Annotated in this window: 26 protein-coding genes, 3 tRNA genes and 1 pseudogene; 12 read left to right on the top strand and 18 right to left on the bottom strand. The window is 63.6% G+C overall.

The window, feature by feature from the left end:
* Nucleotides 1-8: 8 nt before the first annotated feature.
* The 11 genes and pseudogenes from ACZ46Y_RS05020 to rnr form a co-directional block, all read right to left on the bottom strand.
* Complete coding sequence (locus tag ACZ46Y_RS05020) at nt 9-1,211, bottom strand: lytic murein transglycosylase (RefSeq protein ID WP_376717582.1); 1,203 nt, start codon at nt 1,209-1,211, stop codon at nt 9-11.
* A 188-nt stretch (nt 1,212-1,399) separates the two neighbouring features.
* The gene (gene hemH / locus ACZ46Y_RS05015) at nt 1,400-2,491 is read right to left on the bottom strand and encodes a ferrochelatase (RefSeq protein ID WP_311955005.1); all 1,092 of its coding nucleotides are present in this window, start codon (nt 2,489-2,491) and stop codon (nt 1,400-1,402) included.
* 171 nt (nt 2,492-2,662) lie between these two features.
* Nucleotides 2,663-2,965, bottom strand: coding sequence for a DUF6482 family protein (locus ACZ46Y_RS05010; RefSeq protein WP_311955004.1), 303 nt, complete (start codon nt 2,963-2,965; stop codon nt 2,663-2,665).
* A 174-nt stretch (nt 2,966-3,139) separates the two neighbouring features.
* Nucleotides 3,140-3,427: a hypothetical protein gene (locus ACZ46Y_RS05005; RefSeq protein ID WP_311955003.1), complete on the bottom strand. Its 288-nt coding sequence runs from the start codon at nt 3,425-3,427 to the stop codon at nt 3,140-3,142.
* Nucleotides 3,428-3,531: 104 nt separating this feature from the next.
* Nucleotides 3,532-5,757, bottom strand: coding sequence for a replicative DNA helicase (gene dnaB / locus ACZ46Y_RS05000; RefSeq protein ID WP_311955002.1), 2,226 nt, complete (start codon nt 5,755-5,757; stop codon nt 3,532-3,534).
* Between the two features lie 160 nt (nt 5,758-5,917).
* On the bottom strand, nt 5,918-6,364 hold the full coding sequence (gene rplI, locus ACZ46Y_RS04995) for a 50S ribosomal protein L9 (RefSeq protein ID WP_311955000.1): 447 nt from the start codon (nt 6,362-6,364) through the stop codon (nt 5,918-5,920).
* A 28-nt stretch (nt 6,365-6,392) separates the two neighbouring features.
* Nucleotides 6,393-7,244, bottom strand: coding sequence for a hypothetical protein (locus ACZ46Y_RS04990; protein WP_311954998.1), 852 nt, complete (start codon nt 7,242-7,244; stop codon nt 6,393-6,395).
* A 12-nt stretch (nt 7,245-7,256) separates the two neighbouring features.
* On the bottom strand, nt 7,257-7,484 hold the full coding sequence (gene rpsR / locus ACZ46Y_RS04985; protein ID WP_311954996.1) for a 30S ribosomal protein S18: 228 nt from the start codon (nt 7,482-7,484) through the stop codon (nt 7,257-7,259).
* 62 nt (nt 7,485-7,546) lie between these two features.
* A complete protein-coding gene (gene rpsF / locus ACZ46Y_RS04980; RefSeq protein WP_311954995.1) occupies nt 7,547-7,960 on the bottom strand; it encodes a 30S ribosomal protein S6 in 414 nt (137 codons plus the stop codon).
* 153 nt (nt 7,961-8,113) lie between these two features.
* Nucleotides 8,114-8,869 (bottom strand): 23S rRNA (guanosine(2251)-2'-O)-methyltransferase RlmB, encoded by a 756-nt coding sequence (gene rlmB / locus ACZ46Y_RS04975; RefSeq protein WP_376717581.1) that lies wholly within the window; start codon nt 8,867-8,869, stop codon nt 8,114-8,116.
* 12 nt (nt 8,870-8,881) lie between these two features.
* Nucleotides 8,882-11,226, bottom strand: a pseudogene (gene rnr / locus ACZ46Y_RS04970) (ribonuclease R); the annotation flags it as partial.
* Nucleotides 11,227-11,562: 336 nt separating this feature from the next.
* Here rnr and ACZ46Y_RS04965 point away from each other — a divergent pair.
* The 3 genes from ACZ46Y_RS04965 to ACZ46Y_RS04955 all read left to right on the top strand — a co-directional run bounded on the left by ACZ46Y_RS04965 (nt 11,563) and on the right by ACZ46Y_RS04955 (nt 11,928).
* A tRNA-Leu gene (locus ACZ46Y_RS04965) sits at nt 11,563-11,649 on the top strand.
* Between the two features lie 62 nt (nt 11,650-11,711).
* Nucleotides 11,712-11,798: transfer RNA gene (locus ACZ46Y_RS04960), tRNA-Leu, on the top strand.
* A 43-nt stretch (nt 11,799-11,841) separates the two neighbouring features.
* A tRNA-Leu gene (locus ACZ46Y_RS04955) sits at nt 11,842-11,928 on the top strand.
* A 162-nt stretch (nt 11,929-12,090) separates the two neighbouring features.
* Here the strand turns inward: ACZ46Y_RS04955 and ACZ46Y_RS04950 are convergent.
* Nucleotides 12,091-12,948, bottom strand: a complete 858-nt coding sequence (locus ACZ46Y_RS04950; RefSeq protein ID WP_311954992.1) for a DNA/RNA non-specific endonuclease — start codon at nt 12,946-12,948, stop codon at nt 12,091-12,093.
* Between the two features lie 30 nt (nt 12,949-12,978).
* Nucleotides 12,979-13,254 (bottom strand): Lrp/AsnC family transcriptional regulator, encoded by a 276-nt coding sequence (locus ACZ46Y_RS04945; protein ID WP_311954991.1) that lies wholly within the window; start codon nt 13,252-13,254, stop codon nt 12,979-12,981.
* A 200-nt stretch (nt 13,255-13,454) separates the two neighbouring features.
* Between ACZ46Y_RS04945 and ACZ46Y_RS04940 the strand changes: the two genes are divergently transcribed.
* Entirely contained in the window at nt 13,455-13,769 is a 315-nt protein-coding gene (locus ACZ46Y_RS04940) for a high-potential iron-sulfur protein (protein WP_311954990.1), read from the top strand.
* 15 nt (nt 13,770-13,784) lie between these two features.
* Here the strand turns inward: ACZ46Y_RS04940 and ACZ46Y_RS04935 are convergent, their stop codons facing one another.
* Nucleotides 13,785-15,809 carry an NADPH-dependent 2,4-dienoyl-CoA reductase gene (locus ACZ46Y_RS04935; RefSeq protein ID WP_311954989.1) on the bottom strand — a complete coding sequence of 675 codons (2,025 nt, stop codon included), beginning with the start codon at nt 15,807-15,809 and terminating at the stop codon, nt 13,785-13,787.
* A gap of 303 nt (nt 15,810-16,112) precedes the next feature.
* Between ACZ46Y_RS04935 and ACZ46Y_RS04930 the strand changes: the two genes are divergently transcribed.
* Nucleotides 16,113-16,454 (top strand): hypothetical protein, encoded by a 342-nt coding sequence (locus ACZ46Y_RS04930; RefSeq protein WP_311954988.1) that lies wholly within the window; start codon nt 16,113-16,115, stop codon nt 16,452-16,454.
* Nucleotides 16,455-16,593: 139 nt separating this feature from the next.
* Nucleotides 16,594-18,183, top strand: coding sequence for a bifunctional GNAT family N-acetyltransferase/carbon-nitrogen hydrolase family protein (locus ACZ46Y_RS04925; RefSeq protein WP_311954986.1), 1,590 nt, complete (start codon nt 16,594-16,596; stop codon nt 18,181-18,183).
* Between the two features lie 20 nt (nt 18,184-18,203).
* Here the strand turns inward: ACZ46Y_RS04925 and ACZ46Y_RS04920 are convergent, their stop codons facing one another.
* Together ACZ46Y_RS04920 and ACZ46Y_RS04915 are read right to left on the bottom strand one after the other, a co-directional pair.
* Nucleotides 18,204-18,500, bottom strand: a complete 297-nt coding sequence (locus ACZ46Y_RS04920) for an MGMT family protein (RefSeq protein ID WP_311954985.1) — start codon at nt 18,498-18,500, stop codon at nt 18,204-18,206.
* A 25-nt stretch (nt 18,501-18,525) separates the two neighbouring features.
* The gene (locus tag ACZ46Y_RS04915; protein ID WP_311954984.1) at nt 18,526-19,995 is read right to left on the bottom strand and encodes an alanine/glycine:cation symporter family protein; all 1,470 of its coding nucleotides are present in this window, start codon (nt 19,993-19,995) and stop codon (nt 18,526-18,528) included.
* A 236-nt stretch (nt 19,996-20,231) separates the two neighbouring features.
* On the opposite strand from ACZ46Y_RS04915, the gene ACZ46Y_RS04910 reads away from it, so the two are divergent.
* The 5 genes from ACZ46Y_RS04910 to ACZ46Y_RS04890 all read left to right on the top strand — a co-directional run bounded on the left by ACZ46Y_RS04910 (nt 20,232) and on the right by ACZ46Y_RS04890 (nt 24,506).
* Nucleotides 20,232-21,230, top strand: a complete 999-nt coding sequence (locus ACZ46Y_RS04910) for a succinylglutamate desuccinylase (RefSeq protein WP_311954983.1) — start codon at nt 20,232-20,234, stop codon at nt 21,228-21,230.
* Nucleotides 21,231-21,362: 132 nt separating this feature from the next.
* Nucleotides 21,363-22,133: an ABC transporter ATP-binding protein gene (locus ACZ46Y_RS04905; protein WP_311954982.1), complete on the top strand. Its 771-nt coding sequence runs from the start codon at nt 21,363-21,365 to the stop codon at nt 22,131-22,133.
* A gap of 55 nt (nt 22,134-22,188) precedes the next feature.
* On the top strand, nt 22,189-22,893 hold the full coding sequence (locus ACZ46Y_RS04900) for an ABC transporter permease (RefSeq protein WP_311954981.1): 705 nt from the start codon (nt 22,189-22,191) through the stop codon (nt 22,891-22,893).
* The gene (locus ACZ46Y_RS04895; RefSeq protein ID WP_311954980.1) at nt 22,893-23,621 is read left to right on the top strand and encodes an ABC transporter permease; all 729 of its coding nucleotides are present in this window, start codon (nt 22,893-22,895) and stop codon (nt 23,619-23,621) included. Before ACZ46Y_RS04900 ends, ACZ46Y_RS04895 begins: the two co-directional genes overlap by 1 nt.
* 114 nt (nt 23,622-23,735) lie before the next feature.
* Complete coding sequence (locus ACZ46Y_RS04890) at nt 23,736-24,506, top strand: transporter substrate-binding domain-containing protein (RefSeq protein WP_311954979.1); 771 nt, start codon at nt 23,736-23,738, stop codon at nt 24,504-24,506.
* 18 nt (nt 24,507-24,524) lie between these two features.
* On the opposite strand, the gene ACZ46Y_RS04885 is transcribed toward ACZ46Y_RS04890, so the two are convergent.
* Both ACZ46Y_RS04885 and purE read right to left on the bottom strand, forming a co-directional pair.
* Nucleotides 24,525-25,640, bottom strand: a complete 1,116-nt coding sequence (locus ACZ46Y_RS04885; protein ID WP_311954978.1) for a 5-(carboxyamino)imidazole ribonucleotide synthase — start codon at nt 25,638-25,640, stop codon at nt 24,525-24,527.
* A gap of 46 nt (nt 25,641-25,686) precedes the next feature.
* A complete protein-coding gene (purE, locus tag ACZ46Y_RS04880; RefSeq protein ID WP_311954977.1) occupies nt 25,687-26,187 on the bottom strand; it encodes a 5-(carboxyamino)imidazole ribonucleotide mutase in 501 nt (166 codons plus the stop codon).
* A 202-nt stretch (nt 26,188-26,389) separates the two neighbouring features.
* Between purE and ACZ46Y_RS04875 the strand changes: the two genes are divergently transcribed.
* Complete coding sequence (locus ACZ46Y_RS04875) at nt 26,390-26,671, top strand: hypothetical protein (protein WP_311954976.1); 282 nt, start codon at nt 26,390-26,392, stop codon at nt 26,669-26,671.
* Nucleotides 26,672-26,825: the final 154 nt, after the last annotated feature.

Raw genomic sequence — 26,825 nt, 5'->3', positions numbered from 1 at the left:
CAGCAGGCTCAGGCGTTTTCCAGCCGCGCAAGCAGCGCCTGGGTGGCAAAGCCGTCCGCCGTCAGCCCCTGGTCGCGCTGAAACGCGCGCAGGCCCTTACGGGTATTGGGGCCCATGATGCCGTCGGCACCGCCCACGTCGTGCCCCAGCCGATTGAGCAGCTGCTGCAGCCGGAAGACGTCGTCCCGGGTGAGCGGCGCCTGCTCCCGGGGCCAGCTCTGAACGATGCCTTCGCGTTCGGCAATGGCGTCGCCTAGCTTGGCCACGGCCAGCGCGTAGCTGGTGGCGTTGTTGTAGCGCAGGATGCTGCGAAAGTTGGGGCCGGTGAGAAACGCCGGCCCCTGGGCGCCGGCGGGTACGATCACCTCGGCGCTTGAGAATTCGGGCAGCGTGTCGTTTATCGCGCGCACGCCCTGGCGGCGCCACTCAGCGGTGCTCCGCCGCCCGGTCTGCGCGTAGTCGAAGTCGTCCGGCAGACGGACCTCGGCGCCCCAGGGCTTGCCCGGCTGCCAGCTGGCTCGCTTGAGGTAGTTGGCCGTCGAGGCCATGACGTCGGGGATGCTGTCCCAGATATCGCGCCGGCCGTCGCCGTCGCCGTCCACGGCGTAGGCCATGAAGCTCGAGGGAATGAACTGGGTATGCCCCATGGCGCCGGCCCAGGAGCCCACCATGTCGTCGGCAGAGATATCGCCGGCGTCGACGATCTTGAGCGCGGCGAGCAGCTCCTGGCGGGCAAAGTCGCGCCGGCGCCCGTCGAAGGCCAGGGTGGCAAAGGCATCCAGGGTGGAATAGCTGCCGAAGTGGCTGCCGTAGTTGCTCTCGATGCCCCAGATCGCCACGATTATCTCGGCGGGCACGCCGTAGCGGCGCTCCATTTCCCGGGCGGTGTCGCCGTGGGCGGCGAGCTTTTCGCGCCCGGTCGTTACTCGGGCGCTGGAAACGGCGGTATCCAGATACTGCCAGATCGGCCGGACGAACTCCGGCTGATGGCGGTCATGCTCGATGATCTTGGCCCGATAGCGCACGCCGTCGAGCGCCCGGGTCAGCGTCTGCTCGCTAACCCCCTGGGCGGCGGCGTGGCGGCGAAACCCGGCAAGCCACTGCTCAAAGCCGGCGCGCTGCTGCTCGCCCGCTGCCGCGTCCTTGGCCGTGCGGCCGTCGACCTCGCTCATCAGCCCGCCTTCGGCCTGGACAGCGCCCGCGGTGAGCATAAGCCCCAGCAGCGACGCCCGGAGGAGCCCTCGCCGGACGGCAAACGGCTGAGCGATAGACAATCTCTGGGTAAAAGACAACATGGCGCTCCTCAAGCGTGGCAGGCAAAGAAGCGATGATCCCTTACAACGCCAGCCAACGCCAGCCTTTACTGCATACCGGGCAGCCCTCGGTGCCTCACCGCCAATCAGGCGGTGTTCGACACGGGCAGCACCCAGCCGCCAAGCTCGTTGTTGGCGATGTCCACCAGCGCCTCGATGTGATCGTCGCGGTCGTTCAGGCAGGGGATATAGGTGAAGGTTTCGCCGCCGGCGGCCATGAAGCTTTCGCGGATTTCGTCCTCGATCTCTTCCAGGGTTTCCACGCAGTCGGCGGTAAACGCCGGCGAAATCACCGCGATGTGCTTATGGCCCTGCTTGGCAAGCTCGGCGACGTGATCCACCGTTGCCGGCCCCAGCCATTTTTCCGGGCCAAACTTGGACTGGAAGGCCGTGTCGATATCGCCCTTCTCCCAGCCCAGCTGCTCGCGCAGCAGACGGGTGGTTTTCTGGCACTGGCAGTGGTAGGGGTCGCCGTCGAGCAAAAAGCGCTCGGGTACGCCGTGGTAGCTGGCCACCAGCTTGCTGGGCCGCTCGCTCAATGGCTCATAGACATCGGTGACGGAATTGGCCAGCGCGCGCAAATACCCTGGATGCTCGAAATAAGCGGGCACGGTGCGGATGGACGGCTGCCATTTCATTTTCATCAGCGCCCGAAAGGCCTGGTCGTTGGCCGTGGCCGTGGTCGGCGAGCCGTATTGCGGATACAGCGGGAAGAACACGATGCGCTCGCAGCCGTTTTCCACCAGCCGCGTCAGCACGCTTTCCGTTGAGGGGTTGCCGTAGCGCATACAGAAGTCCACGACTACCTCATCGCCGTAAAGCGCCTGCATTTGCGCGGCGAACTTTTCCGTTTGCGCCCGGGTTATGGTCAGTAGCGGACTTTCGTCTTTCTCTGTATTCCAGATGCTTTTATAGGCCTGGCCCGACAGAAACGGGCGGCGGGTGAGGACGATCAGCTGCAGGATCGGCTGCCACTTCCAGCGGGCGTAGTCCACCACGCGCTGGTCGGAGAGGAATTCGCCGAGGTAGCGCCGCATGGACCAGTAGTCGGTATTGTCCGGCGTGCCAAGGTTAACCAGTACCACGCCGACTTTCGCTCGGGCAATGGGAGGGTGATCAGTCTGGGTATGCTCAAGGCGGCCCTCACCCGGCTGATCCTTGGCTATCGTGGTACTCATGGCGTCTCTCCTGAAATCCGGCATTTCGACACTCCCGGATGGTAGCACTTTTACCGCTGGCGGCGACAAAAACTTGTGCTAAAAAGAGCCGCTGTATAACTATTGGCAAAATAGCCGTTATGCAAACGGCGCTGGCCAAACGCCCGCCGCTGGATTGCCACCTTGCCGCGGCTAAAAAATCAGAGGGAGACGGGCCGCTGCAGGCTCGTGATGGAAGGCATCGTGGCCGACCAGCTCGTCGTGGGGAATGTACTGGATCAGGCAGGCACGGTAAATGCCGGCGCGCCTGAGTTCGGTATAGACCTCGTCGAGGGCACGAAACAGCATTGGCTTATTGCCCTGCATCAGCAGGTGGTGACGCCCTTCCACGTCCTCGAGTTCGACCTGGTAAAGCTGGCTGCCCGTATGGGTGATTACGCGGATATCAAAATTGTCGTGCTGGCTGGCAAACTGCCTGAGCTCTTTCAGTTCCATAAGCTCCCTCCTGTGGATTACACGCTTGTCAGCATAAATGCGACAGCCGGGTAACGGCACGGCCGGACGGTACGAGATGTACCGCCCGGCTGACGGGCCATTACGCCGGTAGATTACTGTTATGACGGCAAAAGTGCCGTTAAGTTCCCCGGCGGCGAACGCCGGCACCGGGGCCTACTGATATTCGGACGGATCGATGGCCTTGCCCAGCGAGTTGCGATCCACCCAGTTGCCGGCTTTGGTTTCCTTGTAGCGAAATACCACCCGATCGCCAATGGCAACGGGAAGCTCGGCGTCTTCGGTCTGGTAGCTGTATTCCTCGCCGTCTACCGTCAGCGCATAGCGATACAGATCGGGCATGCCCAGCCATTCCTGGAACGGCCCTTCGCGTTTTACGGCCTGAAGCTCTCCGCGAGCCTCCAGTTTGGGCGTGCGTTTACCGCGGCGAAAACCACCTGCCATGGTGCATCCTCTTCATGATGTGTGGGTTGGATACCGGCGCCGTCTTCAACGGGCCGGGCATTATACGTGCTCGCCCACGAGTCTCAAGCGCCCAGGCGGGGCACTTACGAGCCGAAGGCTTCGCCGTAGCTGTCCGGCGCCAGATCCTCAAAGCGCGTGTACTTGCCGATGAACGCCATGTGAACGGTGCCGATCGGGCCGTTACGCTGCTTGCCGACAATCAGTTCGGCAAGCCCCTGGTTGTCGGGATTATCCGGATTGTAGACCTCGTCGCGATAAACAAAGGCGATGACGTCGGCATCCTGCTCGATGGCGCCGGATTCGCGCAGATCCGACATCACCGGGCGCTTGTTGGGCCGCTGCTCCAGCGAGCGGTTGAGCTGGGAGAGCGCCACTACGGGGCAGCCAAACTCCTTGGCCAGCCCCTTCAGCGAGCGCGAAATCTCCGATATCTCCCCGGTGCGGTTTTCGGAAAAGCCTGGAATCTGCATCAGCTGCAGGTAGTCGATCATGATCAGCGCCATGTTGCCGTGCTCACGCACCACGCGGCGAATCCGCGAGCGCATCTCGTTGGGCGACAGCGCCGCGGTATCGTCGATGAAAAGCTGCTTGTCCTTGAGGATGTTGACCGCCGAGGTCAGCCGCGGCCAGTCCTCGTCTTCCAGCTGCCCGGTGCGCACCCGGGTCTGGTCGATCCGCCCAAGCGATGACAGCATGCGCAACATCAGCGACTCCGCGGGCATCTCCATGGAAAACACCATCACCGGCTTGTCGCTGGAAATGACCGCGTGCTCGACCATGTTCATGGCAAGCGTGGTGTTATGTACGCAGATATCCTCGGCAATGAAGTTGTGCGTGCCGTCCACGGTGAGGTCATAAACCTGCTGATAGCCCAGCGGCTCGATCTCGACAATCCTGTCCCAGTACACATCTGAATGTTGCGCAGCCACCAAGCGTGCTTGCTCGCTCGGCATATTGATCTCAGTGGTAAAGATTTCTGCGTCCTCACCCTCCAGAATCTGCAGCTCCAAAGCTGTACAGTTCGAAGCTGTATCTTGCACGACCTTTTTCCGCACCTTGGCTAAAATGCCAAAACGCAGCAACAAATGCTGTACTTCACGGAGCTGATCACGGCTGGAGGAAGCATAGCTCGGTAAAGGCTGGTCGCTCGTCTGCAAATAGGCGCTTCCATTACCGGCAAACAGGCAATTTAAAAACAGCGCAAGCTGGTGCCTCGGCAAGCGGAATACTGCAGGCGGCAGACGACTCTGCAATCCGCCTTCTTTTTCGACCTGATTTGCCAGCTGAATGACCTCATGCTCGGGCATGCTTTCCTGACCAAATACCGGCAGAGACCGCGGCACGGCAACCCTGTCCCCTACCGCCATGTCCCCTAAGGGCTTCCAGCCTCCAGCGGTCAGAAACGGGTGCGTCAGCGTCGTGGCAATTTCACGCCCCAGCGCCGTGCGTACCTTGAATACCGGCTTTTGGCCATCGTCGACAAAGGCCGATGCACAGGACGGCGTCAACGTAAAATTGTCGCTCAGGGTTAGCAGCCCTGCCTGCTTGCGCTCGACCAGCTCATCAATGGTGACCAGCGCTCCGCTATCCGGATCCACCAGGCGTGACCCGGCCATGATGCATTTGCCCATCGACGGCCTTCCGGCAATGATCACCAGATCCGACGGCTGCAGCCCGGTGGTCATTTCGTCGAAGTCGCGAAAGCCCGAGGGTAGCCCGGTCATCTCTCCCTTGAGATTAAAGAGCTCGTCGATGCGATCCACTGCCTTGGTCAGAAGGTCGCTCATACCGATGGGGCCGCCGGTCTTGGGGCGTTCCTCGGCGATCTGGAACACCAGCCGCTCGGCTTCGTTGAGCAGCTCATCCGCCGGGCGCCCCTGGGAGGCGAAGGCACCGTCGGCAATCTGGTTGGCGGCGCGGATCAGCTTGCGCAGGGTGGCCCGCTCGCGCACGATCTCGGCATAGGCACGGATGTTGCTGGCCGACGGCGTATTGCGCGCCAGCTCGGCAAGAAACCCGAGCCCGCCGACAGCACTCAGCTGGTCCCGGGCTTCCAGGGCCTCGGAGAGCGTGACCACGTCCAGGGGCTGGCCGGCTTCGGCCAGATGCGCCATGACGTTGAAGATCAGGCGGTGTTCGTAGCGGTAGAAGTCATCGGCCGCCAGGTGGTCCGAGATATGGTCCCAGGCCGGATTGTCGAGCATCAGCCCGCCGAGCACCGACTGTTCGGCCTCCAGGGAATGGGGCGGCAGCTTCAGCGCCGCGGTTTCCTGATCCACGGGCAGCGCCTCATGGGTGGCGTCCGGCATGGCAAGCTCCTTGGCAGTACGGTCAACGAAAGGATACGGCATCCGGCCGGGAGCCGGGAACACAAAGGGCGCGGGGAGTCTCCCCGCGCCCTTGCATAGCGTCAAGCCAAGCGCCGCTATTGCGCCCCCAGGGGCGCAGCGTCGCTTATGCGGTCAGGGGTTATTCACCCACCACCACGATGCGCACCACGGCGTCGACTTCAGCGTGCAGGTGCAGCGTGATGTCGTATTCGCCGGTCTGGCGCAGCGGCCCTTCCGGCATGCGCACTTCGCTCCGGGATACGTCGATACCCGCGGAGGAGATCGCATCGGCCAGGTCGCGCGGCCCGATTGAACCGAACAGCTTGCCTTCATCACCGGCCTTGGAGACCAGCGACAGCTCAATGTCGTTGAGCTGCTCGGCGCGCGCTTCCGCCTCGGCGCGGCGCTCGGCCGCCTGGGCTTCAAGCTCGGCGCGCTGGGCTTCAAACGCGGCGATGTTGTCTTTGGTGGCCGGTACGGCGTGGCCGTAGGGTACCAGGTAGTTACGTCCGTAACCGGGCTTGACGGTGACCTGATCACCCAGGCCGCCCAGCTTGCCAATATTGTCGAGCAGAATGACTTCCATCTCGTAAACCTCTTGTCAGTTGCTACTGTCAGTTGCTGCGGGCAAGGCGTGCGCGAACGTTGGCGAACGAATCAATCAGCCCTGACAGCAGCACAATGAGAATCATGGGCCAGGTGGTAATCAGCAGCAGGTAAAATGCGCCGAGCCACAGCCCGTTCATCTCCTTTAATCCAATAATTCCGTGTACCAGCGCCACGCCGGCAATCAGCAGCGGCACCCAGCCAATCAGCGCAAATCCCGCTATATCGAACAGCATGCTGATGGCGCCGAGCCCTACCAGCAGGGCAAGCTCCCGGGGCGTCAGGCGCAAGGCGTGAAACTCCTGGCGAAAGCCGCCGGGGTTATAAAGCCCCGCCTGCCAGCTGCGCGCAAGCGCTAAACAGGCAATCGCCAGCAGTATCACCACCAGGCCGGTCACCCCGTTGATGACCAGATCGGCCAGCAGCGAGGTGTCGTACCCCGTATTGCCAAGCTCGGTGACCAGGCGATCGAACTCGCTAGAGTTCTGGCGCAGCTGCTCCAGCATGGCGTCGCTGCCGCCAGGCGGGCTGAAAATGCCCAGCTGAATCATGGCGGCGCAGGCCAAAGTGCCGACAATCAGTGCTTCGCCCCAGCGCATGCGCTCGCGCAGAATCACACTCATCAGCGTTGCCAGCAGCACGCTGGAAAGCGGCACCACGTCGCCCTGGGTCCACCACCATCCCGCCGGGATAGCCGCGGCCAGAATCACCGGCAGCGCGGCGGCAAACCCCTTGCGAAGGGTCACCAGAGCGGCAATCGCCGCCCCCAGCCAGAAAAGCCAGGGCACCAGCGAGGCCAGCACTGCCGCACCCACGGCGTAGCTCGGCCGCTGCATCAGCCAACGGGCAAAAGCCAGCATGGCGTGGGCGGCTTACTGGTGGCTATCGGTATAGGGCAGCAGGGCCAGGTAGCGCGCCCGCTTGACGGCGCCGGCCAGCTGGCGCTGGTAGCGCGCCTTGGTGCCGGTAATACGGCTGGGTACGATCTTGCCGGTCTCGGTGACGTAGGCCTTCAGCGTGTCCAGATCCTTGTAGTCGATCTGCTTGACGCCTTCAGCGGTAAAGCGGCAAAACTTGCGGCGACGGAAAAAACGTGCCATGAAATAGCTCCTTGATACGTGCAGTAGTAAAGCGTTGGCCGCAGCGGGCGACCGTGGCGATGTTACGCGGACTCGCTCTGCGGCTTGTCGTCGCGCGGCTTCTCATCACGCGGCTTGTCGTCGCGAGGCTTGTCGTCACGGCGCTGGCGCTTCTCTTCCACCGGCTTCATCATCGGTGACGCCTCGGTGATCGCTTCCTTGCAGCGCATAACCAGGCTGCGGATGATGGCGTCGTTGAAGCGGAAGATGTTTTCCAGCTCTTCAAGCGTCTCGCCTTCGCACTCGACGTTCATCAGCACGTAGTGGGCCTTGTGGATCTTGTTGATCGGGTACGCCATGTGGCGACGGCCCCAATCTTCCAGGCGATGCAGGGTGCCGCCGTTTTCGGTGACAATGCTGGTGTAGCGCTCGACCATGGCCGGCACCTGCTCGCTCTGGTCCGGGTGGACCATGAACACGATTTCATAATGACGCATGGAATCTCCTTGCGGTTTGGCAGCTTCCATTGGGCGCGGCGCCTCAAGGAAGCAAGGAGTCATACTACAATGCGCCGGGTACGCGCGGTGCGCCGCCGGGCATCAAGCAGAACTGATAAAAATGCCCGCCGGTAAAAAGCGGGCGCAGGCATTCTAGGGAAGCGGGGCTTGACTTGCAAGCCGGCGCTGGCGCAGCGCCTCGAACAGACAGATACCGGTGGCCACGGAAACGTTGAGGCTTTCCACCTGCCCCGCCATGGGCAGCTTGGCCAGATAGTCGCAGGCCTCTCGGGTGAGCCGGCGCATGCCTTTGCCCTCGGCGCCCATGACCAGCGCCACGGGGCCGCTGAAGTCGATCTCGTAGACGCTCTCCCGGGCCTCGCCGGCGGTGCCGGTTATCCATACGCCGGCGTCTCGCAAGGCGCCAAGCGTACGCGCCAGGTTGGTTACCTGGTAGACCGGCACGCTTTCTGCCGCGCCGCAGGCGACCTTGCGCACCGTGGCGTTCAGCGGCGCGGCCTTGTCCTTGGCAACGATCACGCCGTGGGCGCCGGCGGCATCGGCGCTTCGCAGGCAGGCGCCAAAGTTGTGCACGTCGGTCACGCCATCAAGCACCAGCAGTAGCGGCGGCTCAGCCGCGGGCCAGGCCTTGAGCTTGAGCATCAACGAGGCTTCGCTTTCCGCTACCAGCGGCGGGCAGAACGCCACCACGCCCTGGTGGGTGCCCCCCCGAGTGAGCTGATCGAGCGCCTCCCGGGGGTGCTCCTTCACCGTCGCCCCGGCGTCCTTAGCCCGGCGGATCATCGCCTGCAGGCGCTTGCTCGCACCCTGCTGCACCCACAGCTCCCGGGGCGCCTCGCCCCGCTCCAGCAGGCTTTCGAGCGCGTGTACGCCGAAGACGTGATCCAGCCCTTCCGGGGGCCGCGGCCCCCGCCGCGAAGCAGGTGACTTCGCGCTCACGCCGAGTCTTCCTTGGCGCCCGAACCGCTACGGCGGCGGCGCGAAGGACGCTGGGGCTTCGGCGGGCGTTCGTCGGCGAGGCTGAAGTCGATCTTGCGGTCGTCCATGTCGACCCGCGCCACCTGCACGGTGACGCTGTCGCCGAGCCGGTAGGTGGTGCCGGTGCGCTCGCCCTTGAGGCGGTGCTTCTCGGCTTCGTAATGATAATAGTCCGAGGGCAGCGAGCTGATATGCAAAAGGCCCTCGACAAAGAACGCGTCCAGGCGGACGAAAAGGCCGAACTGAGTCACCGCGGCCACGCTGCCGTCGAAGGTCTCGCCCAGCTTGTCGGACATGAACTCGCACTTGAGCCAGCTTTCCACGTCCCGGGTGGCGTCGTCGGCGCGGCGCTCGGTCATCGAGCAGTGCTCGCCGAATTCGAGCATCTGCTCGAAGGTGTAGGGGCACCACTGGCTCGGCGGCTCTACCGGTGCGCCCTCGGCGCGCAGCACGGTTCCGGTCTTGCGCGGCCCGCGGATGACCGAGCGGATGGCGCGGTGCACCAGCAGGTCCGGGTAGCGGCGGATTGGCGACGTAAAGTGGGCGTAGGCGTCGTAAGCCAGACCGAAGTGGCCTTCGTTCTGGGGCGAGTAGACGGCCTGGTTCATCGAGCGCAGCATCACCGTCTGGATGACGTCGGCATCGGGCCGGTCGGCGATGCTTTCCCGCAGCGCCTGAAAGTCCTGGGGCGTCGGGTCGTCGCCGTTGGGCAGGGTCAGCCCCAGCTCGTTGAGAAACAGGCGCAGCTTCTCCAGCCGCTCAGCCGAGGGCTTCTCGTGGATGCGGTAAAGCCCCGGCAGGTCGTGAATGCTGAGGAAGCGCGCGGTAGCGACGTTGGCCGCCAGCATGCACTCCTCGATCATCTTGTGGGCATCGTTGCGGCTGCGCGGCACGATCTTTTCGATCTTGCGCTCGTCGTTGAACACGATCGCGGTTTCGGTAGTATCGAACTCGATGGCGCCGCGGGCCTCCCGGGCCTGGCGCAGTGCGCGATACAGCCCGTGCAGCTGCTCCAGGGGCTTGACCAGGGCAGCGTATTCCTCGCGCAGGGCCGCGCCCTCTTCGCTGTCCTTGTCGAGGATCGCCGCTACCTTGTTGTAGGTCAGCCGGGCGTGGGAGTTCATCACCGCTTCGTAAAAGCGATAGTCCCCGACCTCCCCGGCAGCGGAGATATTCAGCTCGCAGACCAGCACCAGCCGGTCGACCTTCGGGTTCAGCGAACACAGCCCGTTGGACAAGAGCTCCGGCAGCATGGGCACTACCTGGCCGGGGAAGTACACCGAGTTGCCGCGCCGGCGGCCCTCGTCGTCCAGCGGCGTTCCCGGGCGCACGTAGTGCGAGACGTCGGCAATGGCGACCAGCAGCTTCCACTCGCCGGTATCGGTCTGCCAGGCGCAGATGGCGTCGTCGAAATCCTTGGCCGTCTCGTCGTCGATGGTGACCAGCGGCACGTCGCGCAGGTCGATGCGGTGACGCTTGTCGTCTTCTTCGACCTCGGCGGGGATCGTGGCAATCTGGTCGAGCACCTCGGGCGGAAACTCGGCGGGGATCTCGTAGCTGCGGATGGCTATGTCGATTTCCATGCCCGGGTCCATGCGCTCGCCCAGCACCTCGGCCACCTCGCCCACCGGCTGCACCCGGGTCTCGGGCTGCTGGGTGATGTTGACCGACACCACCTGACCGTCCTGAGCGCCGGCGCAGACGCTGTGCGGCACAATGACTTCCTGGGTGATGCGCGGGTTTTCCGGAATCATCACGCCGAACTCGGGGGTGTTGCGCCGATAGATGCCCACCATGGTCTGGGTATTGCGCGCCAGCACCTCGACGATGGTGGCCTCATCGCGCCCGCGACGGTCGCGGCCGCTGACCCTTACCAGCACGTAATCGCCGTGGAAAACCCGGCGCATCTGCCGGGGCTGGAGCACCAGGTCGGGCTTCTTGCCGTCGTCGCGCAGGAGAAAGCCGAAGCCTTCGCGGTGCCCGATGATCTTGCCCTTGATCAGGTCAAGCTTGTCGATCAGCGCGTAGGCGCCGCCGCGGTTGCGCAGCACCTGGCCGTCGCGCTCCATAGCCGCCAGCCGGCGGCGCACGGCCTCCTGAAGCTCCTCATCATCCAGGCCGAGCACGCGGCTCATGGTGTCGTGGGTGATGGGCTTGCCGTAGGCCTCGAGGGCGGCCAGCAGGTATTCGCGGCTGGGCGCCGGATTGGAGTACTTGTGCGCTTCACGCTTGGCGTGCGCGTCATCGCTTAACGTCCATTCTTTCATGCGGTAAGCATCCTTGAGGGCGTGCATGGAAGGCAGTGAAGCCTGGCAGGCGCAGAGCGCGGCGTGCAACGATAGTCAGCGCCCGGGGCGCTGGCGAAAGAAAGCGTTCTTTCGGATATTTTTATGGACCGTGTTCTTTTCATCATGCGGGCAGTATAGCGCTGCCCGCGCTATCACCCAACCGCCAAATGCTCTCGCTTTTCCACCGACGCCTGGCTGACTGCCTTGCCGGCGCCCCGAAGGGGCAGAGCGGCAGGCCACTCCGCCCCCGATGATCTGTTCCCCGATGAAAAAAGCTTGCGTTTTGTTATTACGGCGGTATCATACGCGCCACTTGCCCGGGTGGCGGAATTGGTAGACGCGCTAGCTTCAGGTGCTAGTGTCCGTATGGACGTGGAGGTTCAAGTCCTCTCCCGGGCACCAATTCATCGACGGACAGCATGATTTACGCTGCCGATCATGCATTGGTGCACAAGGTTGTATTCGCCCAGGTGGCGGAATGGGTAGACGCGCCAGCTTCAGGTGCTGGTATCCTCGCGGATGTGGAGGTTCAAGTCCTCTCCTGGGCACCACGCGAATACGACCCCAAAAGCAAGTACTTCAAGGCAACGATGCGCCCGGGTGGCGGAATGGGTAGACGCGCCAGCTTCAGGTGCTGGTATCCTCACGGATGTGGAGGTTCAAGTCCTCTCCCGGGCACCATCGCCACGATGGCTGCCCACGCATCATGCTCCTCCTGCCTTCTCTGTTATTCCCCTTTTCATATTCGCTCCCGCGAGCTTACGCTTACGCACTGGCCGCCCCGGGCGACTTATGCCTGCCTGCAATGCTGCCGTTTTTTGCTGCCTTACTGATTTTGCTGCCCTACTGATAACGTCCGGGCTTGCGTGCCACCGTGTCCAGCGCCCAGCCGTCCGTTTGTTTCTGCCCTTCCAGGCGCTTTTCCGTGGCCTGCGGCAAGTCGGGGAAAAAATCCAGCCCGGTTCTCCCTTCCACCTCGTCAATGCTGACCAGGTAATCATCCAGCGGCTCGTCGCCCCGTACGTCCTGGGGCATGATAAAGGCAAGCGCCCTGGGGTCGCCGGCGTTCGGCGCGACGATAATCTTGTAAAAAGCCGCCGGTACTTCCACCAGCCCCACGCGGTTGAGCAGGTTATCCATGAAATCGGGCGGGTAGACTGGCCCGGTCACCACCTGAAGACGCTCGAATCGCGGCGCAAAGTGATCCATGACCGCCTCTTCCAGGCGCTGCCAAAGCTGGCGGTTGAGCTTTGGCGTCTGGGGCAGCATGTTGCTCATCAGGAAGGTATTGACCTGGGCGTCGCGGCCGTGCACCGCGGCAATGGCGTAGTTGGGGGCCAAGTGGCCGCGGTCGTAGCCGCTGCCCAAATAGCTCGCCGGGGTGATCGGCCACAGCGTGCGCCAATCCGCCTGAAAATCCGGGCGCGAACCGATGCCGCTGTCGTCCACGGCCTCCACCTGGTAGCTCACCCAGAGCGCGCCGGCGCGCACGTCGGACCAGCCCACCAGATAGCCGTCGTTACGCAGCACGCGGTGGACGCTGGTTAGCGTCAGCTCGTCCCAGGTGGGCACGCCCATCCAGGTGTAGTCGTCGCGGTACTGGCGCTCCTGATACTGCCAGAGCCCGGTGATCGCCACCACGAAAAGCAGCGTAACCCCCAGGCGACGCCCGTGTCGTCGAAAGCGTAACGGCTTGGCCACATCGGGCTCCTGTCAGGGCATGTGAGCCGGCTACCAGCCCAGAGAGAACATGCTTTCCAGATCGTGGCGGGAATGCACCTGCATGGCGTTGAGCGTTTCCGTATCGCTGATGCCTTCCACGGCGTTCAGCCGCTCGGTGACCAGCTCGGCCAGGCTCTCGAAATCCCGGGTGCGGGCAATGGCGACCAGGTCGTAGCGGCCGCAGGTGGAGTACACCTCGCTGATGCCGTCCACTTCCGCCAGCCGCTCGGCGACGGGCTTGACCTGGCCTTTCTCGGTGTTGATCAGGATTACTGCGTTTTGCATAACCTCCCCTTGCGCACGCCTTCGGTGCAACGCTGTGTCGAATGGTCAATGGCGATTGCTGCGAGTATATCAGCACAGCGCCAAGCCGCGCAGCCGCTGCCGGGCGCTCGCACCTGAGGCGCGGTTCCGCTAGCATAAGAAGTCGTCATAAGTACCTATCGCGGCCGCTATCTGCCCACCGACATCGTCAAGGAGACACCATGGCCGATCAAAACCGCCGTCGTTTCATGCGCCAAAGCGCGCTGGGCCTTGCCGCCCTGCCGCTGGGCGCCGGCGTTCTGTCGCGCGCGGCGCAGGCGCAGTCCCTGCCCCGGCTGGATCCGTCCAGCAGCAACGCCCGGGCACTCAACTACGTGGAAAAGGCCAGCGACGCCAGCGACCACCCGGCCTACGAGTCGGGCGAAACCTGCGCCAACTGCATGTTTTATACCGCTGACACCCAGGGCTGCCAGCTGTTTCCCCAGCACAGCGTGGCGTCCGGCGGCTGGTGCCAGTCCTGGACCGAAGCCGGGTAGACAGCGGTGTTCGGCTTATAGCGCAGCCGCCACCCGGGTGCCCTGGTCGATGGCCCGCTTGGCGTCAAGTTCAACGGCCCGGTCGGCGCCGCCGATCACGTGGACCCGGCTGCCCCGGCGCTCGAGCGGCGCTAATAGCCCACGCACCGGCTCCTGGCCGGCGCACACCACGACGGTATCCGCGACCAGGTACTCCGCCCGGCCGTCGCGCTGCAGGTAGAGCCCGCTTTTATCCAGCCGCTGATACTCGCATCCGGCCAGCATGGTCACGCCGTGCTTTCTGAGCGACGCCCGATGCACCCAGCCGGTGGTTGCGCCAAGGTCCTTGCCCGGCTTGCTGGTTTTACGCTGCAGCATCGTTACCCGGCGCGGCACCCGCGGCGGCTCCGGCGCCTGCAGGCCGCCGGGCGCCCCAACGGTTAAGTCCACCCCCCATTCGCGGCACCAGGCGTCAACGTCCAGCGCGGTAGCCGCCTGGCTGACGAGCCGTTCGGCGACGTCAAAGCCGATGCCGCCGGCGCCGATGATCGCCACCTGCCCCCCTACCCGCTCCGGGTGCTCGATGGCTTCCGCGTAGGTCAGCACCTGGCCTCTTTCTCTACCTTCTACAATGCCCGGCAGCTCAATCTCCCGGGGGCGCACGCCGGTGGCCAGTATCACTTCGTCACATTCCGCCAGGCTCTCGGCGTCGACGGCGGCGTTCAGGCGAACGTCGACGGCGTACTTTTCCAGCATGACGCGGTAGTAGCGCAGCGTTTCGCTGAACTCTTCCTTGCCGGGAACCTGCCGCGCGTAGTTGAACTGCCCGCCAAGCGCGCCCTGCTGCTCAAACAGCACTACCCGGTGCCCGCGGCTTGCCGCCGTTACCGCGGCGGCAAGCCCGGCGGGCCCGCCACCCACCACGGCAACGGCTTTCGGCGTTTGCGCCGGCTCAATGACAAGCTCGGTTTCATGGCAGGCACGCGGGTTGACCAGGCACGACGCCAGCTTGCCGGCAAAGGCGTGATCCAGACAGGCCTGGTTGCAGGCGATGCAGGTATTGATCTCCTCGGCCTTGCCGGCTCTGGCCTTGGCGATCCACTCGGCATCTGCCAGAAACGGCCGCGCCATAGAGACCATGTCCGCATGGCACTCGGCGATGATGCGCTCGGCGACGTCGGGCATGTTAATGCGGTTGGTGGCAATCAGCGGGATGGAAAGCTCCGTCCGCATACGCCGGGTCACCCGGATAAACGCCGCCCGGGGGACGCTGGTGACAATGGTCGGCACCCGAGCCTCGTGCCAGCCGATACCGGTATTGATCGCGTCGGCGCCGGCAGCTTCGATGGCGCGCCCCAGGGCCACGGCCTCCTCCCAGGTACTGCCGTCTTCCACCAGGTCGAGCATGGACAGGCGAAAGATCAGCGCGAAGCCTTCTCCGGTGGCCTCCCGGATACGGCGCACGACCTCCACGGCAAAGCGAATGCGACGGGCGAAGCTGCCGCCCCATTCGTCGTCGCGCCGGTTGGTGCGCCGGCAGAGAAACTGGTTGATCAGATAACCTTCGGAGCCCATGACCTCGACGCCGTCGTAGCCGGCCCGCTGGGCAAGCGCGGCACAGCGCACGTAGTCGCGTATCTGCTGCTCGACCTCATCAGCCAAAAGCGCCCGGGGCGCAAAAGGGCTGATCGGCGCCTGAATGGCCGACGGCGCCACCGCCTCCGGCGAATAGGCGTAGCGCCCGGCGTGCAAAATCTGCAGGCAGATATGGCTGCCCTCGGCGTGCACCGCATCGACGACTCGACGGTGGTCAGCCAGCTGGGACTCAGCGGTCAGGGCGTGCGCGCCCTGAAACACCGCGCCTTCCGGATTCGGCGCCATGCCGCCGGTCACCATCAGCGAAACGCCGGCCCGGGCGCGCTCGGCGTAAAACGCCGCCAGGCGCGCAAAACCGTTCGGCGCTTCTTCCAGGTTGGTATGCATGGAGCCCATCAATACGCGGTTTTCAAGCTCAAGCGGGCCCAGCCGGAGCGGCTGGAAAAGCCCGGGATACGTCGTCATCGCCCTCTCCTGTGGCTATATTCACCTGCGGCTATATTCAAACAAGCGTATGACATCGACGAACGAACGTACACCTGGCCTTCAGGCTTGGCGCATAGCCGGCCGGAACGAAAGCTTTCATCCGGGGTCTCAGTAAGATACGTTGACCCTGAAGTTCGCGCTGCGTAAAGAAGCGATACCTTATTTTTTGCAACATCTATACTTGTAATATTTCTTGTATGGATTATGTTTATAGGTAGGTCAATGAAAGCCCGGCACTCACGCAGAGCCAATGTCTTAACAACCGCACGATAAGAGGTGTCTATGAAAACGTCACTCAAGTATGGTCTGAAGACAATCGCCGTTGCCAGTGCCTTTAGCCTGGCGTCCGGCATGGCGTTCGCCGCCGAGCCCGGCAACGATCCCCAAAACGCCGTGCATCCGGACCAGGCCACGGATTCCGCCAACAACCCGGATGACGTTCAGAACAGGACGCAGGATCAGGGGCAGGTGGATCCCAATGAGCCGGCTGTTAACCCGGCGGACAGCACCAACAGCGCAAGCGATCCGTCCGATACGCCGACACCCAACGGCGAACTGCCGGAAAATGACGATCTGGACGAAGACCACGGCGTGAATTCCGACAACGTGCCCATGGACGAATAGTGCCTCACTCGCACGCTTGATGCCCCCGCATCGCATGAACAAAACCCGGCTTTTGCCGGGTTTTTTGCGTCGCCTCGTAACTGCGCCGCCTGACGCGCGTGCTACTATTCAGCGTCTTTTTTATCCCCGGGGCCTTGCCATGTCGCTTGAAGATCTGCACCTGAACCTGCGCAACCTGACGCCTGCAGATTACCCGCAGCTCAAGACGCTGATGGACGCCGTGTACCACGATCTCGGCGGTGCCTGGCCCGAACGCACCATCGACACGCTGATCCACGCCTTTCCCGACGGGCAGATCGCTATTGAAAACGACGGCGTGATCGTCGGCGTGGCGCTAACCGTCCAGGTGGACTACGACGCCTTTTCCAACCCCCACCGCTACGACGACCTGATCGACCAGCGCGAGATGGTCCTCAACGACGCCGACGGCGACGCCATGTACGGGCTCGACGTGCTGATCCATCCGGACTACCGCGGCTACCGCCTGGGGCGGCGACTTTACGAAGCGCGCAAGGAGCTGTGCCGCTCGATGAACCTGCGCGCGATACTTGCCGGCGGGCGCATTCCCCGGTACCACGAGCACGCCGACGCGCTGGCCCCAAGCGAGTACATCGAAAAAGTCGCGCGCAAGGAGCTGTACGACCCGATTCTGTCCTTTCAGCTGGCCAACGACTTCCAGGTCAAGCGGCTTTTGCGCAAGTACCTACCCGAAGACGCCCAGTCCCGGGGCTACGCCACCCTGCTCGAGTGGAACAATATCCTCTTCGAGCCCGCCGAGCGCGTGCTCAACACCCGCCCCACCCAGGTGCGCGTGGGCGCGGTGCAGTGGCAGATGCGCGAATTTTCCTCGGTGGAAGCTGCGCTGCAGCAGATCGAGTACTTCGTCGATGCGCTCTCGGACTACCAGAGCGACTTTGCCGTCTTCCCGGAGCTGTTCAACGCCCCGCTGATCGGGCTTCAGGACCGCGCCGCCCAGCAGGACCCCATCGGCGCCATCCGCTTTCTCGCCGGCTTCACCGAGCCGTTCAAGGCCGAGCTTTCGCGCATGGCGGTGGCCTACAACATCAATATTATCGGCGGCTCCATGGTCGAGGTCGGCGACGACGATCGGCTCTACAACATCGCCTACCTGTTCCACCGCGACGGCAGCGTCGAGCGCCAGGCCAAGCTGCACATTACGCCCCAGGAGCGCCGGGACTGGGTGATCGAAGGCGGCGACGAGCTACGTGTATTCGACACCGACGCCGGCCGGGTGGGCATCCTGATCTGCTACGACGTGGAATTTCCCGAGCTGTCGCGCCTGCTGGCCGACCAGGACATGGATATTCTGTTCGTGCCTTTCTGGACCGACACCAAGAACGGCTATCTGCGGGTGCGTCACTGCGCCCAGGCCCGGGCCATCGAGAACGAGTGCTACGTGGTGCTGTGCGGCAGTGTGGGTAACCTGCCCTCCATCGAGAACCTGGACATCCAGTACGCCCAGTCGGCGGTGTTCTCGCCCTCGGACTTTGCCTTCCCTCACGACGCGGTGCTGGCGGAAACCACCCCCAACACCGAAATGATCTTCTTTTCCGACCTTGATCTCACCCGGCTCACCGTGGTGCGCGCCGAAGGCTCGGTCACCAACCTCAAGGACCGCCGCCAGGACCTTTTTGACCTGCGCTGGCGGGACTGGTCATGGAAGTCCGGCGCCAACCTGGAGCACGAGAGCCGGCGCGACGGCGACTAGCCGCCGCGCCCGGGAGCGGCTCAGGGCCACAGCAAATGCGCCGGGATACGACCGGCGGCATCGAAGACCACGCCTTCGGCGGTGAGCCTGTCGCGCTGGCGATCGGCGCCGCCGTGGTCGGCCAGCTTGCGGGTGGCCGCCACCACCCGGTGCCAGGGCAGCTCGCTGCCCGCAGGCAGCTTGCGCATGGCGGTGCCGACCATCCGCGCCGTCGCGCCTTCGGTCATTTTCGCCACGCGGCCGTAGGTAGTGACCCGCCCAGGCGGCACCTGCGCTACCACGGTATGGATCTGCTCCAGCAGCTCAGGGCGCGCCATGAATCCTCCCGCATCGATGAAAACGTTATTTTTTCTCGCGGCCCGCCTCGCGAGCCGGCCAGGCGTCCGAGTCTACCTTACCGGCAAGTTTGGGAAACTGCGCCGGGTCGAAGACCGGCTCTATCCCGGCCCTGAGCTGGCGCTCGTAGTCGCGAAACAGCGCGAAAGCCACCGGCGAGAGCAGCAGGATGGCAACCAGGTTGATAATGGCCATCATACCCATGGACAGATCGGCAAAGTTCCAGATCGGGCCGAGGCTCGCCACGGAGCCGACCATGACCATGGCCAGCACCGCCAGCCGGTAGACCAGCACCGCCGTCGGCGCGCGGCGGCCGGCCAGGTATTCGACGTTGACTTCGCCGTAGGAGTAGTTGGCAATCACCGAGGTGAAGGCAAACAGCAGGATCGCCACGGCGACAAACATGCCGCCCCACTGGCCCACGTGGCTGGAAAGCGCCATCTGGGTCAGCTGGATGCCGTTGGCCTCGTCGCCGGCCAGCAGCTCCGGCCCGGCCATGATGATGATCGCCGCGGTGGCGGTACAGATCACCAGCGTATCGAGAAACACCCCGAGCATCTGGATGAAGCCCTGGGCCGCAGGGTGGTCGGGCTTGGTAGTGGCCGTGGCGGCAGCGTTAGGCGCCGAGCCCATGCCCGCCTCGTTGGAAAACAGCCCGCGCTGGATGCCGTTCATGATCGCCTGGGACACGGCATAGGCCACGGCGCCGCCGGCGGCCTGCTCCAGCCCGAAGGCGCTATTGACGATGGCGGCAATGGCCCCGGGCAGCTCGGCGGCATTCATGGCGACCACCGCCAGCGCCAGGATCAGATACAGCAGCGCCATCAGCGGCACGACCAGCTCGGCCACCCGGGCAATGGACTTGAGCCCGCCGAAGATGATCGGGGTGACCACCACGACCAGCAGCACGCCGATGGCCCAGGTGGGCACCGCAAACGCCTGCTCCATGGCCTGGGCAATGGAGTTGGCCTGCACGCTGTTGAACGCCAGGCCAAAGGCAATGATCAGGCACACCGAAAACGCCGCCGCCAGCCAGCGCAGCCCCAGGCCGCGCTCGATATAGCGCGCCGGGCCGCCGCGAAAGGTGCCGTCGCCGTGATCGGTCTTGAACGCCTGGGCCAGGGTCGACTCGATAAAGCTGGTGGCCATGCCCACCATGGCCGTCATCCACATCCAGAACACCGCCCCGGGGCCGCCCAGGGAAATCGCCACGGCAACCCCGGCGAGGTTGCCGGTGCCCACTCGCGCCGCCAGACTGGTGGAAAGCGCCTGGAACGAAGAGATGCCGCCGTCAGACTCCCGGGAGTGGCGCAACAGCTTGAACATGTGGCCGAAGTAGCGCAGCTGGATGCCCCGGGTCATGATCGTGAAGTAAAGGCCCGCGCCCAGCAGCAGGTAAATCAGCACGCTGCCCCATAAAAGGCCGTTGCCGGCATCGACCAGCCCGGTGAAGGCGGCAAGAAAAGCGTTGTCCATGACGTTTGTCCGTTGCGAATGGTAGTGATATGCCTGCCCGGGATGACGCTATTCGGACAGCGATAATGGCAGTGCCGGGCAAAGGGAGCGCAGACGCAGGCATAACGCCGCGCTGGCCGTGCTTCCGCATTCGGTCTACCCTTTTTGGGCCCGGCACAAAATAGCAATAAATACGGTTTTGAGTAAAAAATTCAGCGCGATTTATCAAAAAATCGCCCAGGCTCAGGGGAACGGTGATGCTCGACCAATGGCTGGACATGACGCTGGACGGCAAGACGCCGCCGACGCGCTCCGGCGTGCTGGCCTCGGGCCGCTACCGGCTGCACGCGCCGGGCGTGCTGGAGCTAGTGCCCGACATTCAGGCGACCGGGGCCCGGGCCTGCGTGTTTTCCGCCGCCGTTCACGGTAACGAAACCGCGCCGGTGGAGCTGGTGGGCGCATTACTCGGCGCTGTTGAGGCCGGCACGCTGCGCCTGGGCGCGCCGCTGCTGGTGATTCTCGGCAATATTCCGGCCCTGCGCGCCGGCACGCGCTATATCGACACCAACCTCAATCGGCTCTTCAAGCGCGGTCTGGACACCTCAGGCGACGAGCCCGACCGCGCCCGGGAGCTTATGGCTCAGGTCGATGCGTTTTACGCTCGCCACTCGGCGCTGCCCCCGCTGCACTACGACCTGCACACCGCCATACGCGAAAGCCTGTACCCGCGCTTTGTCGCGGTGCCATTTTCTGCCACCCCCACGGCGTCGGAGCAGTGGCGCTGGCTCGCCGCCGCCGGCATTCAGGCGGTGCTCGACCAGCACTGCCACAGCTGGACTTTTTCTCACTACAGCCGCCACTACCACAGCGCGCAGGCCTTTACTCTGGAGCTTGGCCGAGTAGCGCCTTTCGGTCACAATGACCTGGCAGCGCTTGGGCCCATGCTTGACCTGCTCAAAGCGCTGGCCGGCGGTGCCGAACCCGCCCGAGCGCCCGCCGACGCCATGAGTTTTTTCCGCGTCGCTCGGGAGGTCAGGCGCGAAAGCGACAAATTTTGCCTATGCTTTGCCGACGATACGCCCAACTTCACCGCCTTTGCCCCGGGCACGCGGCTGGCCCGGGACGCCCGCGCGGGCGATACGGTGGTTGGCCATACGCCGCTGCGCGTGGTCTTCCCCAACGCCCAGGTGGAAATCGGCGCTCGGGCGGCCCTATTGGTAGAGTCTGCCGCACAGCCTAAAACCAAAGTCGAATAAATAGTCATTCAAACAAGACGCGATCGGCCGGGGCGGCCTGTTAAAATCGCCTGCTTTTTTGTGCGCCGATACGTTTTTCCCTGATCGATACGCGACGGTTGCTGCGGCAACCCCTGCTCTGGAGTCCCTTCTATGGCCGCCACTCCTCTGCCCCTTGAAGTGCGCAACATTACCAAGCGCTTTGGCGATACGGACGTTTTGAAAGGCCTTTCCCTCGAAGCCCACAAAGGCGATGTCATTACCCTGATCGGCGCCTCCGGCTCGGGCAAAAGCACTTTTCTGCGCTGCATGAATTTGCTCGAGCAGCCCGATGCCGGCGACCTGATCGTCCACGGCGAAACCGTTCGCTTCAAGACCACCGCCAGGGGCCGAGAGCCCGCCGACTGGAAGCAGGTGGTGCGCATGCGCGCCAAGCTTTCCATGGTGTTCCAGGGCTTTAACCTCTGGGCGCACATGACGGTGCTGGAGAATATCATCGAAGCGCCGATTCACGTGCTCGGCAAATCGAAAAAGGAGGCCATCGAGCACGCCGAGGCGCTGCTCGAACGCGTCGGTTTAAGCCACCGCGCCAACGCCTACCCGACGCAAATTTCCGGCGGCCAGCAGCAGCGCGGTGCCATTGCCCGGGCGCTGGCCATGGACCCGGAAGTGATGCTGTTCGACGAGCCCACTTCGGCGCTGGACCCGGAGCTTGTCGGCGATGTGCTCAAGGTCATGCACGATCTGGCCGACGAAGGCCGCACCATGGTGGTCGTCACCCACGAAATGAGCTTTGCCCGAAATGTCTCGAGTGAAGTGATGTATCTCCACGAAGGCCGAGTGGAAGAAGCCGGCAAACCCGCCGACGTGCTCGGCAACCCGCAATCGCCGCGCCTCAAACAGTTTCTGGCGCCCAAGTACTGATCGCCCAGGTGCTGATTCAGGTACTGATTTTCGAGGATTTCCGGAGGCTGGATCCATGCTGGATTTACAGGGCTACGGCCCCCGACTGCTGGAAGGCGCCGGCGTCACCGTGTCGCTTGCCGTGCTGTCGCTGGCGCTTGCCATCGCGCTGGGGCTGGTCACTGCCAGCGCCAAGATGTCGCGCAGCGTCATCGCCCACCGCGCCGCGACGCTTTACACCACGCTGATCCGCGGCGTGCCCGACCTGGTGCTGATGATGCTGCTGTTCTTCGGCGGCCAGATCGGCGTCAACGCCGCCACCGACTGGCTCTACTACACCTTTGACGTAGATATCTTCATCAACATCAACGAGTTTGTCGCCGGCGTCGTCACCATCGGGCTGATTTTCGGCGCCTACATGGGCGAAACCTTTCGCGGCGCCTTCATGGCCGTGGATCAGGGCCAGATCGAGGCCGGCAAGGCCTACGGCATGAACAATCGCCTGGTGTTCTGGCGCATTCGCTTTCCGCAGATGATGCGCCACGCCCTGCCGGGGCTTTCCAACAACTGGATGGTGCTTCTCAAGACCACCGCGCTGGTCTCGATCATCGGCCTTTCCGACATGGTGCGCATTGCCGCCGAGGCCTCCAAGGCCACCCGGGAGCCCTTTACCTTCATGATGGTGGTGGCCGTGATCTATCTGCTGATCGCAAGCGTCTCCGAGTGGATCTTTGCCCGGCTGCAAAAACGCTACAGCATCGGCTACGGGGAGGGTGACTAATGCAGGCACTTCTTGAAAGGCTCGACGCTTTGCTCGCCGACAACAGCATTTTCACGCTGCAAACCCTGTCCTACTACGGCGACGGGCTTGCCACCACCGTGCAGCTGGTGTTTCTCTCGCTGCTCATCGGCCTGGTGCTGGCGGTGCCGCTGGCCGTGGGCCGCTGCTCGCGCCACCGCTGGATCAAGCTGCCGATTTTTGCCTACACCTACGTGTTTCGCGGCACCCCCCTGCTGGTGCAGCTCTACCTGATCTACTACGGCGTGGTGTTTGTCGAAGGCGTGCAGGAATCCTGGCTGTGGCCGCTGATCAAGGATCCGTTCATGCCCGCGCTGTTGGCGTTTACCCTGAATACGGCGGCCTACACCACGGAGATATTTCGCGGCGCAATCAAGGCGACGCCCAGGGGCGAAATCGAGGCCGCCCGAGCCTACGGCATGTCGCCGGCACTGGCGCTCAAGCGCATTGTGCTGCCCAGCGCCTTCCGCCGCGCCCTGCCGGCCTACGGCAACGAAGTGATTTTCATGCTCCACGCCAGCGCTATAGCAAGCGTCGTCACGCTGATGGACCTGACCGGCGCGGCGCGCTTTGTCTACGCCCGCTTCTATGCGCCCTTTGACGCCTTCTTGTTCGTGGCGGCGATCTATCTGTGCCTGACGTTTACCATTCTTTACTTCTTCCGCTTTCTGGAAAAGCGCCTGCTGGGTCACCTGACGCCGGCGTCCTAGCCGGCCCGGGGCCCGGAAACGGAAAAAAGCCTTTGCCCCGCCGCCGCCGGCAAGGGTAAGTTGTGACGGAGGCACCGCCCGACGGTGCCTCCCTTTCGCAAGGAGATACTTATAATGAAAAAACTGCTGACGTTTTCCCTGCTGAGCCTTGCCGTGGCCGCCACCAGCGCCCAGGCGCGCAGCGACGACCAGATCCGCATTGCCGTGGACGTGCCCTACGAGCCCATGGAATACCGCACGCCCGACGGCGAGCTCACCGGCTTCGACATCGACCTGGGCAACGCCCTGTGCGCCGAGCTAAACAAGGACTGCGAGTGGATTGTGCAAGGCTGGGACGGCATTATTCCCGGCCTTATGGCGCGCAAGTACGACGCTATCATGTCGTCGATGACCATCAACGATAAACGCCGCGAAAAGGTGCTGTTCTCCGAGCCCTACTTCACGCCGCCCTCGGCCTGGTTCGCCCCGGCGGAAAGCCAGCTCGAAAGCACCACCGAGGAGACTCTCGACGGCCTGACCATCGGCGTACAGCGCGGCACCCTGCAGGACAACTACGCCACCGACATGTACGGCAGCGTCGCCGACGTCAACCGCTACTCCACCGCCGACGACATGGTGCTGGACATGGACGCCGAGCGGCTGGATATCGTCTTTCTTGACTACCCGGTAGGCCAGTCAACGCTGCTGGAAAGCGAAAGCGGCGACTACAAGGTCGTCGGCGAGATGATCACCGAGCCCAAGCAGTACTTCGGCGACGGCTTCGGTATCGCCTTCCGCCAGCGCGACAAAGACCTTGCCGAGCAGTTCAACCAGGCGCTGGAAACGCTCAAGGACAACGGCACCTACGACGAGATCAAGGCGCGCTACTTCGACGACGCTGAATAACGACGACGCCGAATAACGTCAGGAAACGAAGCTGAACGCCGGGGCCGGCGCCTCGGGTAGCAATGACGCCAGAGCGTCAAGCTGCTTCGCGAGCTCAGCGTGATTTTGGGCCACCAGGTTAACGTGGCCCAGCTTGCGCCCGGGCCGCTCGGCCTTGCCGTAGCGGTGCAGATGCACGTCAGCCTGGCGTAGCACCTCGGCGCTATCCGGCTCCCGGCCGATCACGTTGGCCATACAGGTGGGAAAACGCGCCCGGGTGTCGCCCAGGGGCAGCCCCTGCACCGCGCGCAGGTGATTTTCGAACTGGCTGGTCACCGCGCCATCCATGGTCCAGTGGCCGGAGTTGTGCACCCGGGGCGCCATCTCGTTGGCCAAAAGCCGGCCGTCCCGAGCCTGAAACAGCTCAAGCGCCAGCACGCCGACGTAGTCCAGCTCGTCGAGCAGCGCGCGAATGTAGCCGTCGGCGGTTTTCTGCACGGCGTCGTCCAGGTCCGGCAGCGGCGCTACGGAATAGCGCAGGATGCCGTCGACGTGGCGGTTTTCCGCCATGGGGTAAAAGCGCACCTCGCCGTCGCGGCCGCGCACGGCAATGATCGACACCTCGCGGACGAAATCGACAAAGGCTTCCACCACCAGCTGGGTATGGCCGATGGCCGCCCAGGCGCTCTCAGCGTCGTCGGGCGTTTTAAGCACCGCCTGACCCTTGCCGTCGTAGCCTTCCGTCGTGGACTTGGCCACTACCGGGCAGCCCAGCTCCCGGGCAGCGCTTTCCAGCGCCTCGGCGCTTTCGACCACACGATACTCGGGAGTGGGGATCGCCAGCCGGTCGAACAGCGCCTTTTCCTCCACCCGGTTCTGGCACACGGCAATGGCGCGGCTGCTCGGATACACCGGCTTATGCGCTTCTATCTCGCGGATCAGGGATACGGGAAGATGCTCGAACTCGTAGGTCACCACGTCGACCCGCTCAAGAAAGGCGTCCAGGCGGCGGTGTTCCGGGTCGCTGATGATCTCGCCGATGGCCGCGCTGTGGCCGCCGGTGGTATCGAGAAAGGTAAAGCGGTTGCCCAGCGGGTAGCCGGCAAGGGCGAGCATCTGCCCCAGCTGGCCGGCACCGAGGATGCCAATGTTCATGTTGAATCTCCTGGAGTAGCGTTGCTCGTGATGCAGCCCGATCCATTCAGGGGCGCGGGTCCGGATTATCCAGCACGGTCTGAGTCTGCTCGGCGCGAAACGCCTCGACGTTGGTGCGCACCTGGGCATTGGCAAGCCCCACCACCTGGGCGGCCAGCAGCCCCGCGTTGGTAGCCCCGGCCTTGCCGATGGCAAGGGTGCCGACGGCCACGCCGCCGGGCATCTGGGCGATGGATAGAAGCGAGTCCAGTCCCTTGAGCGCCTTTGACTCCACCGGGACGCCAAATACCGGCAGCGGCGTTTGGGATGCCACCATGCCCGGCAGGTGCGCCGCCCCGCCGGCCCCGGCGACGATCACCTGGAGGCCGCGATCGGCCGCGCCCTTGGCATAGTCAAACAGAAGATCCGGCGTGCGGTGGGCCGAGACCACCCGGGTCTCGTAGGCCACGCCCAGGCGTTCGAGCATGGCAACGGCGTGCTCCATGACCGGCCAGTCCGACTGTGACCCCATGATGACTCCGACAACAGGTGGGCTTGCTGACGCCATGGCTTTGCTCCCCGGCTGGAATTGCGCTGATAAAAGTGAAAACAGACCGCCGAATCAGCAGCCTTGGAAGAAGGCACAGAGTTTACCAGCACCGCCTTGCCTGCGAACATTGTTGCGGCGGTAAATTTTCATGCCGCGGGCATTGCAAAGCGCCCCGCTTGGCGGCATTGTTGATGCTGTCACTTCCCATTGATGGAGACTCATGAGCACGGCACGTTCGTCTGCCCACGCAGAACTGACTGACCCTCCCCGAACCGGCCCTGACGACTTTAACGTCAGGGAATTGGAAAAACGCACGCGCCTGATGCGCATCATTACCCGGCTAATGGCCATCTCAGAGCTTGGCAGCCGCGACATCGCTCGCCGCGCCGGGCTGCCCGTGCAAAAGGTAAGCGATCTGCTGGCCGGAAAACTTGAGCACCTCAATGCCGACGAGCTCAACGTCCTGCGCCGCACGCTGGAGCCGGAGGCGCCATTGCACTAATCCGGACATGGGATATCCCGCGACTCAGGCGGCCAACGCCCGGCCGCTATAACGCGCCAAGAAAACCAGCCTGCGGGCTGGTTTTTTTATGTCTGCCACTTTTCTGTCTTCCAATATTTTATCAAAACAATCAATGCCTTATGATGTCATTAAG

The sequence above is a fragment of the Halomonas garicola genome (genome assembly GCF_055382465.1).
Note: the sequence above shows the minus strand (reverse complement) of the source record. Positions and strands in the feature narration are given on the sequence as shown.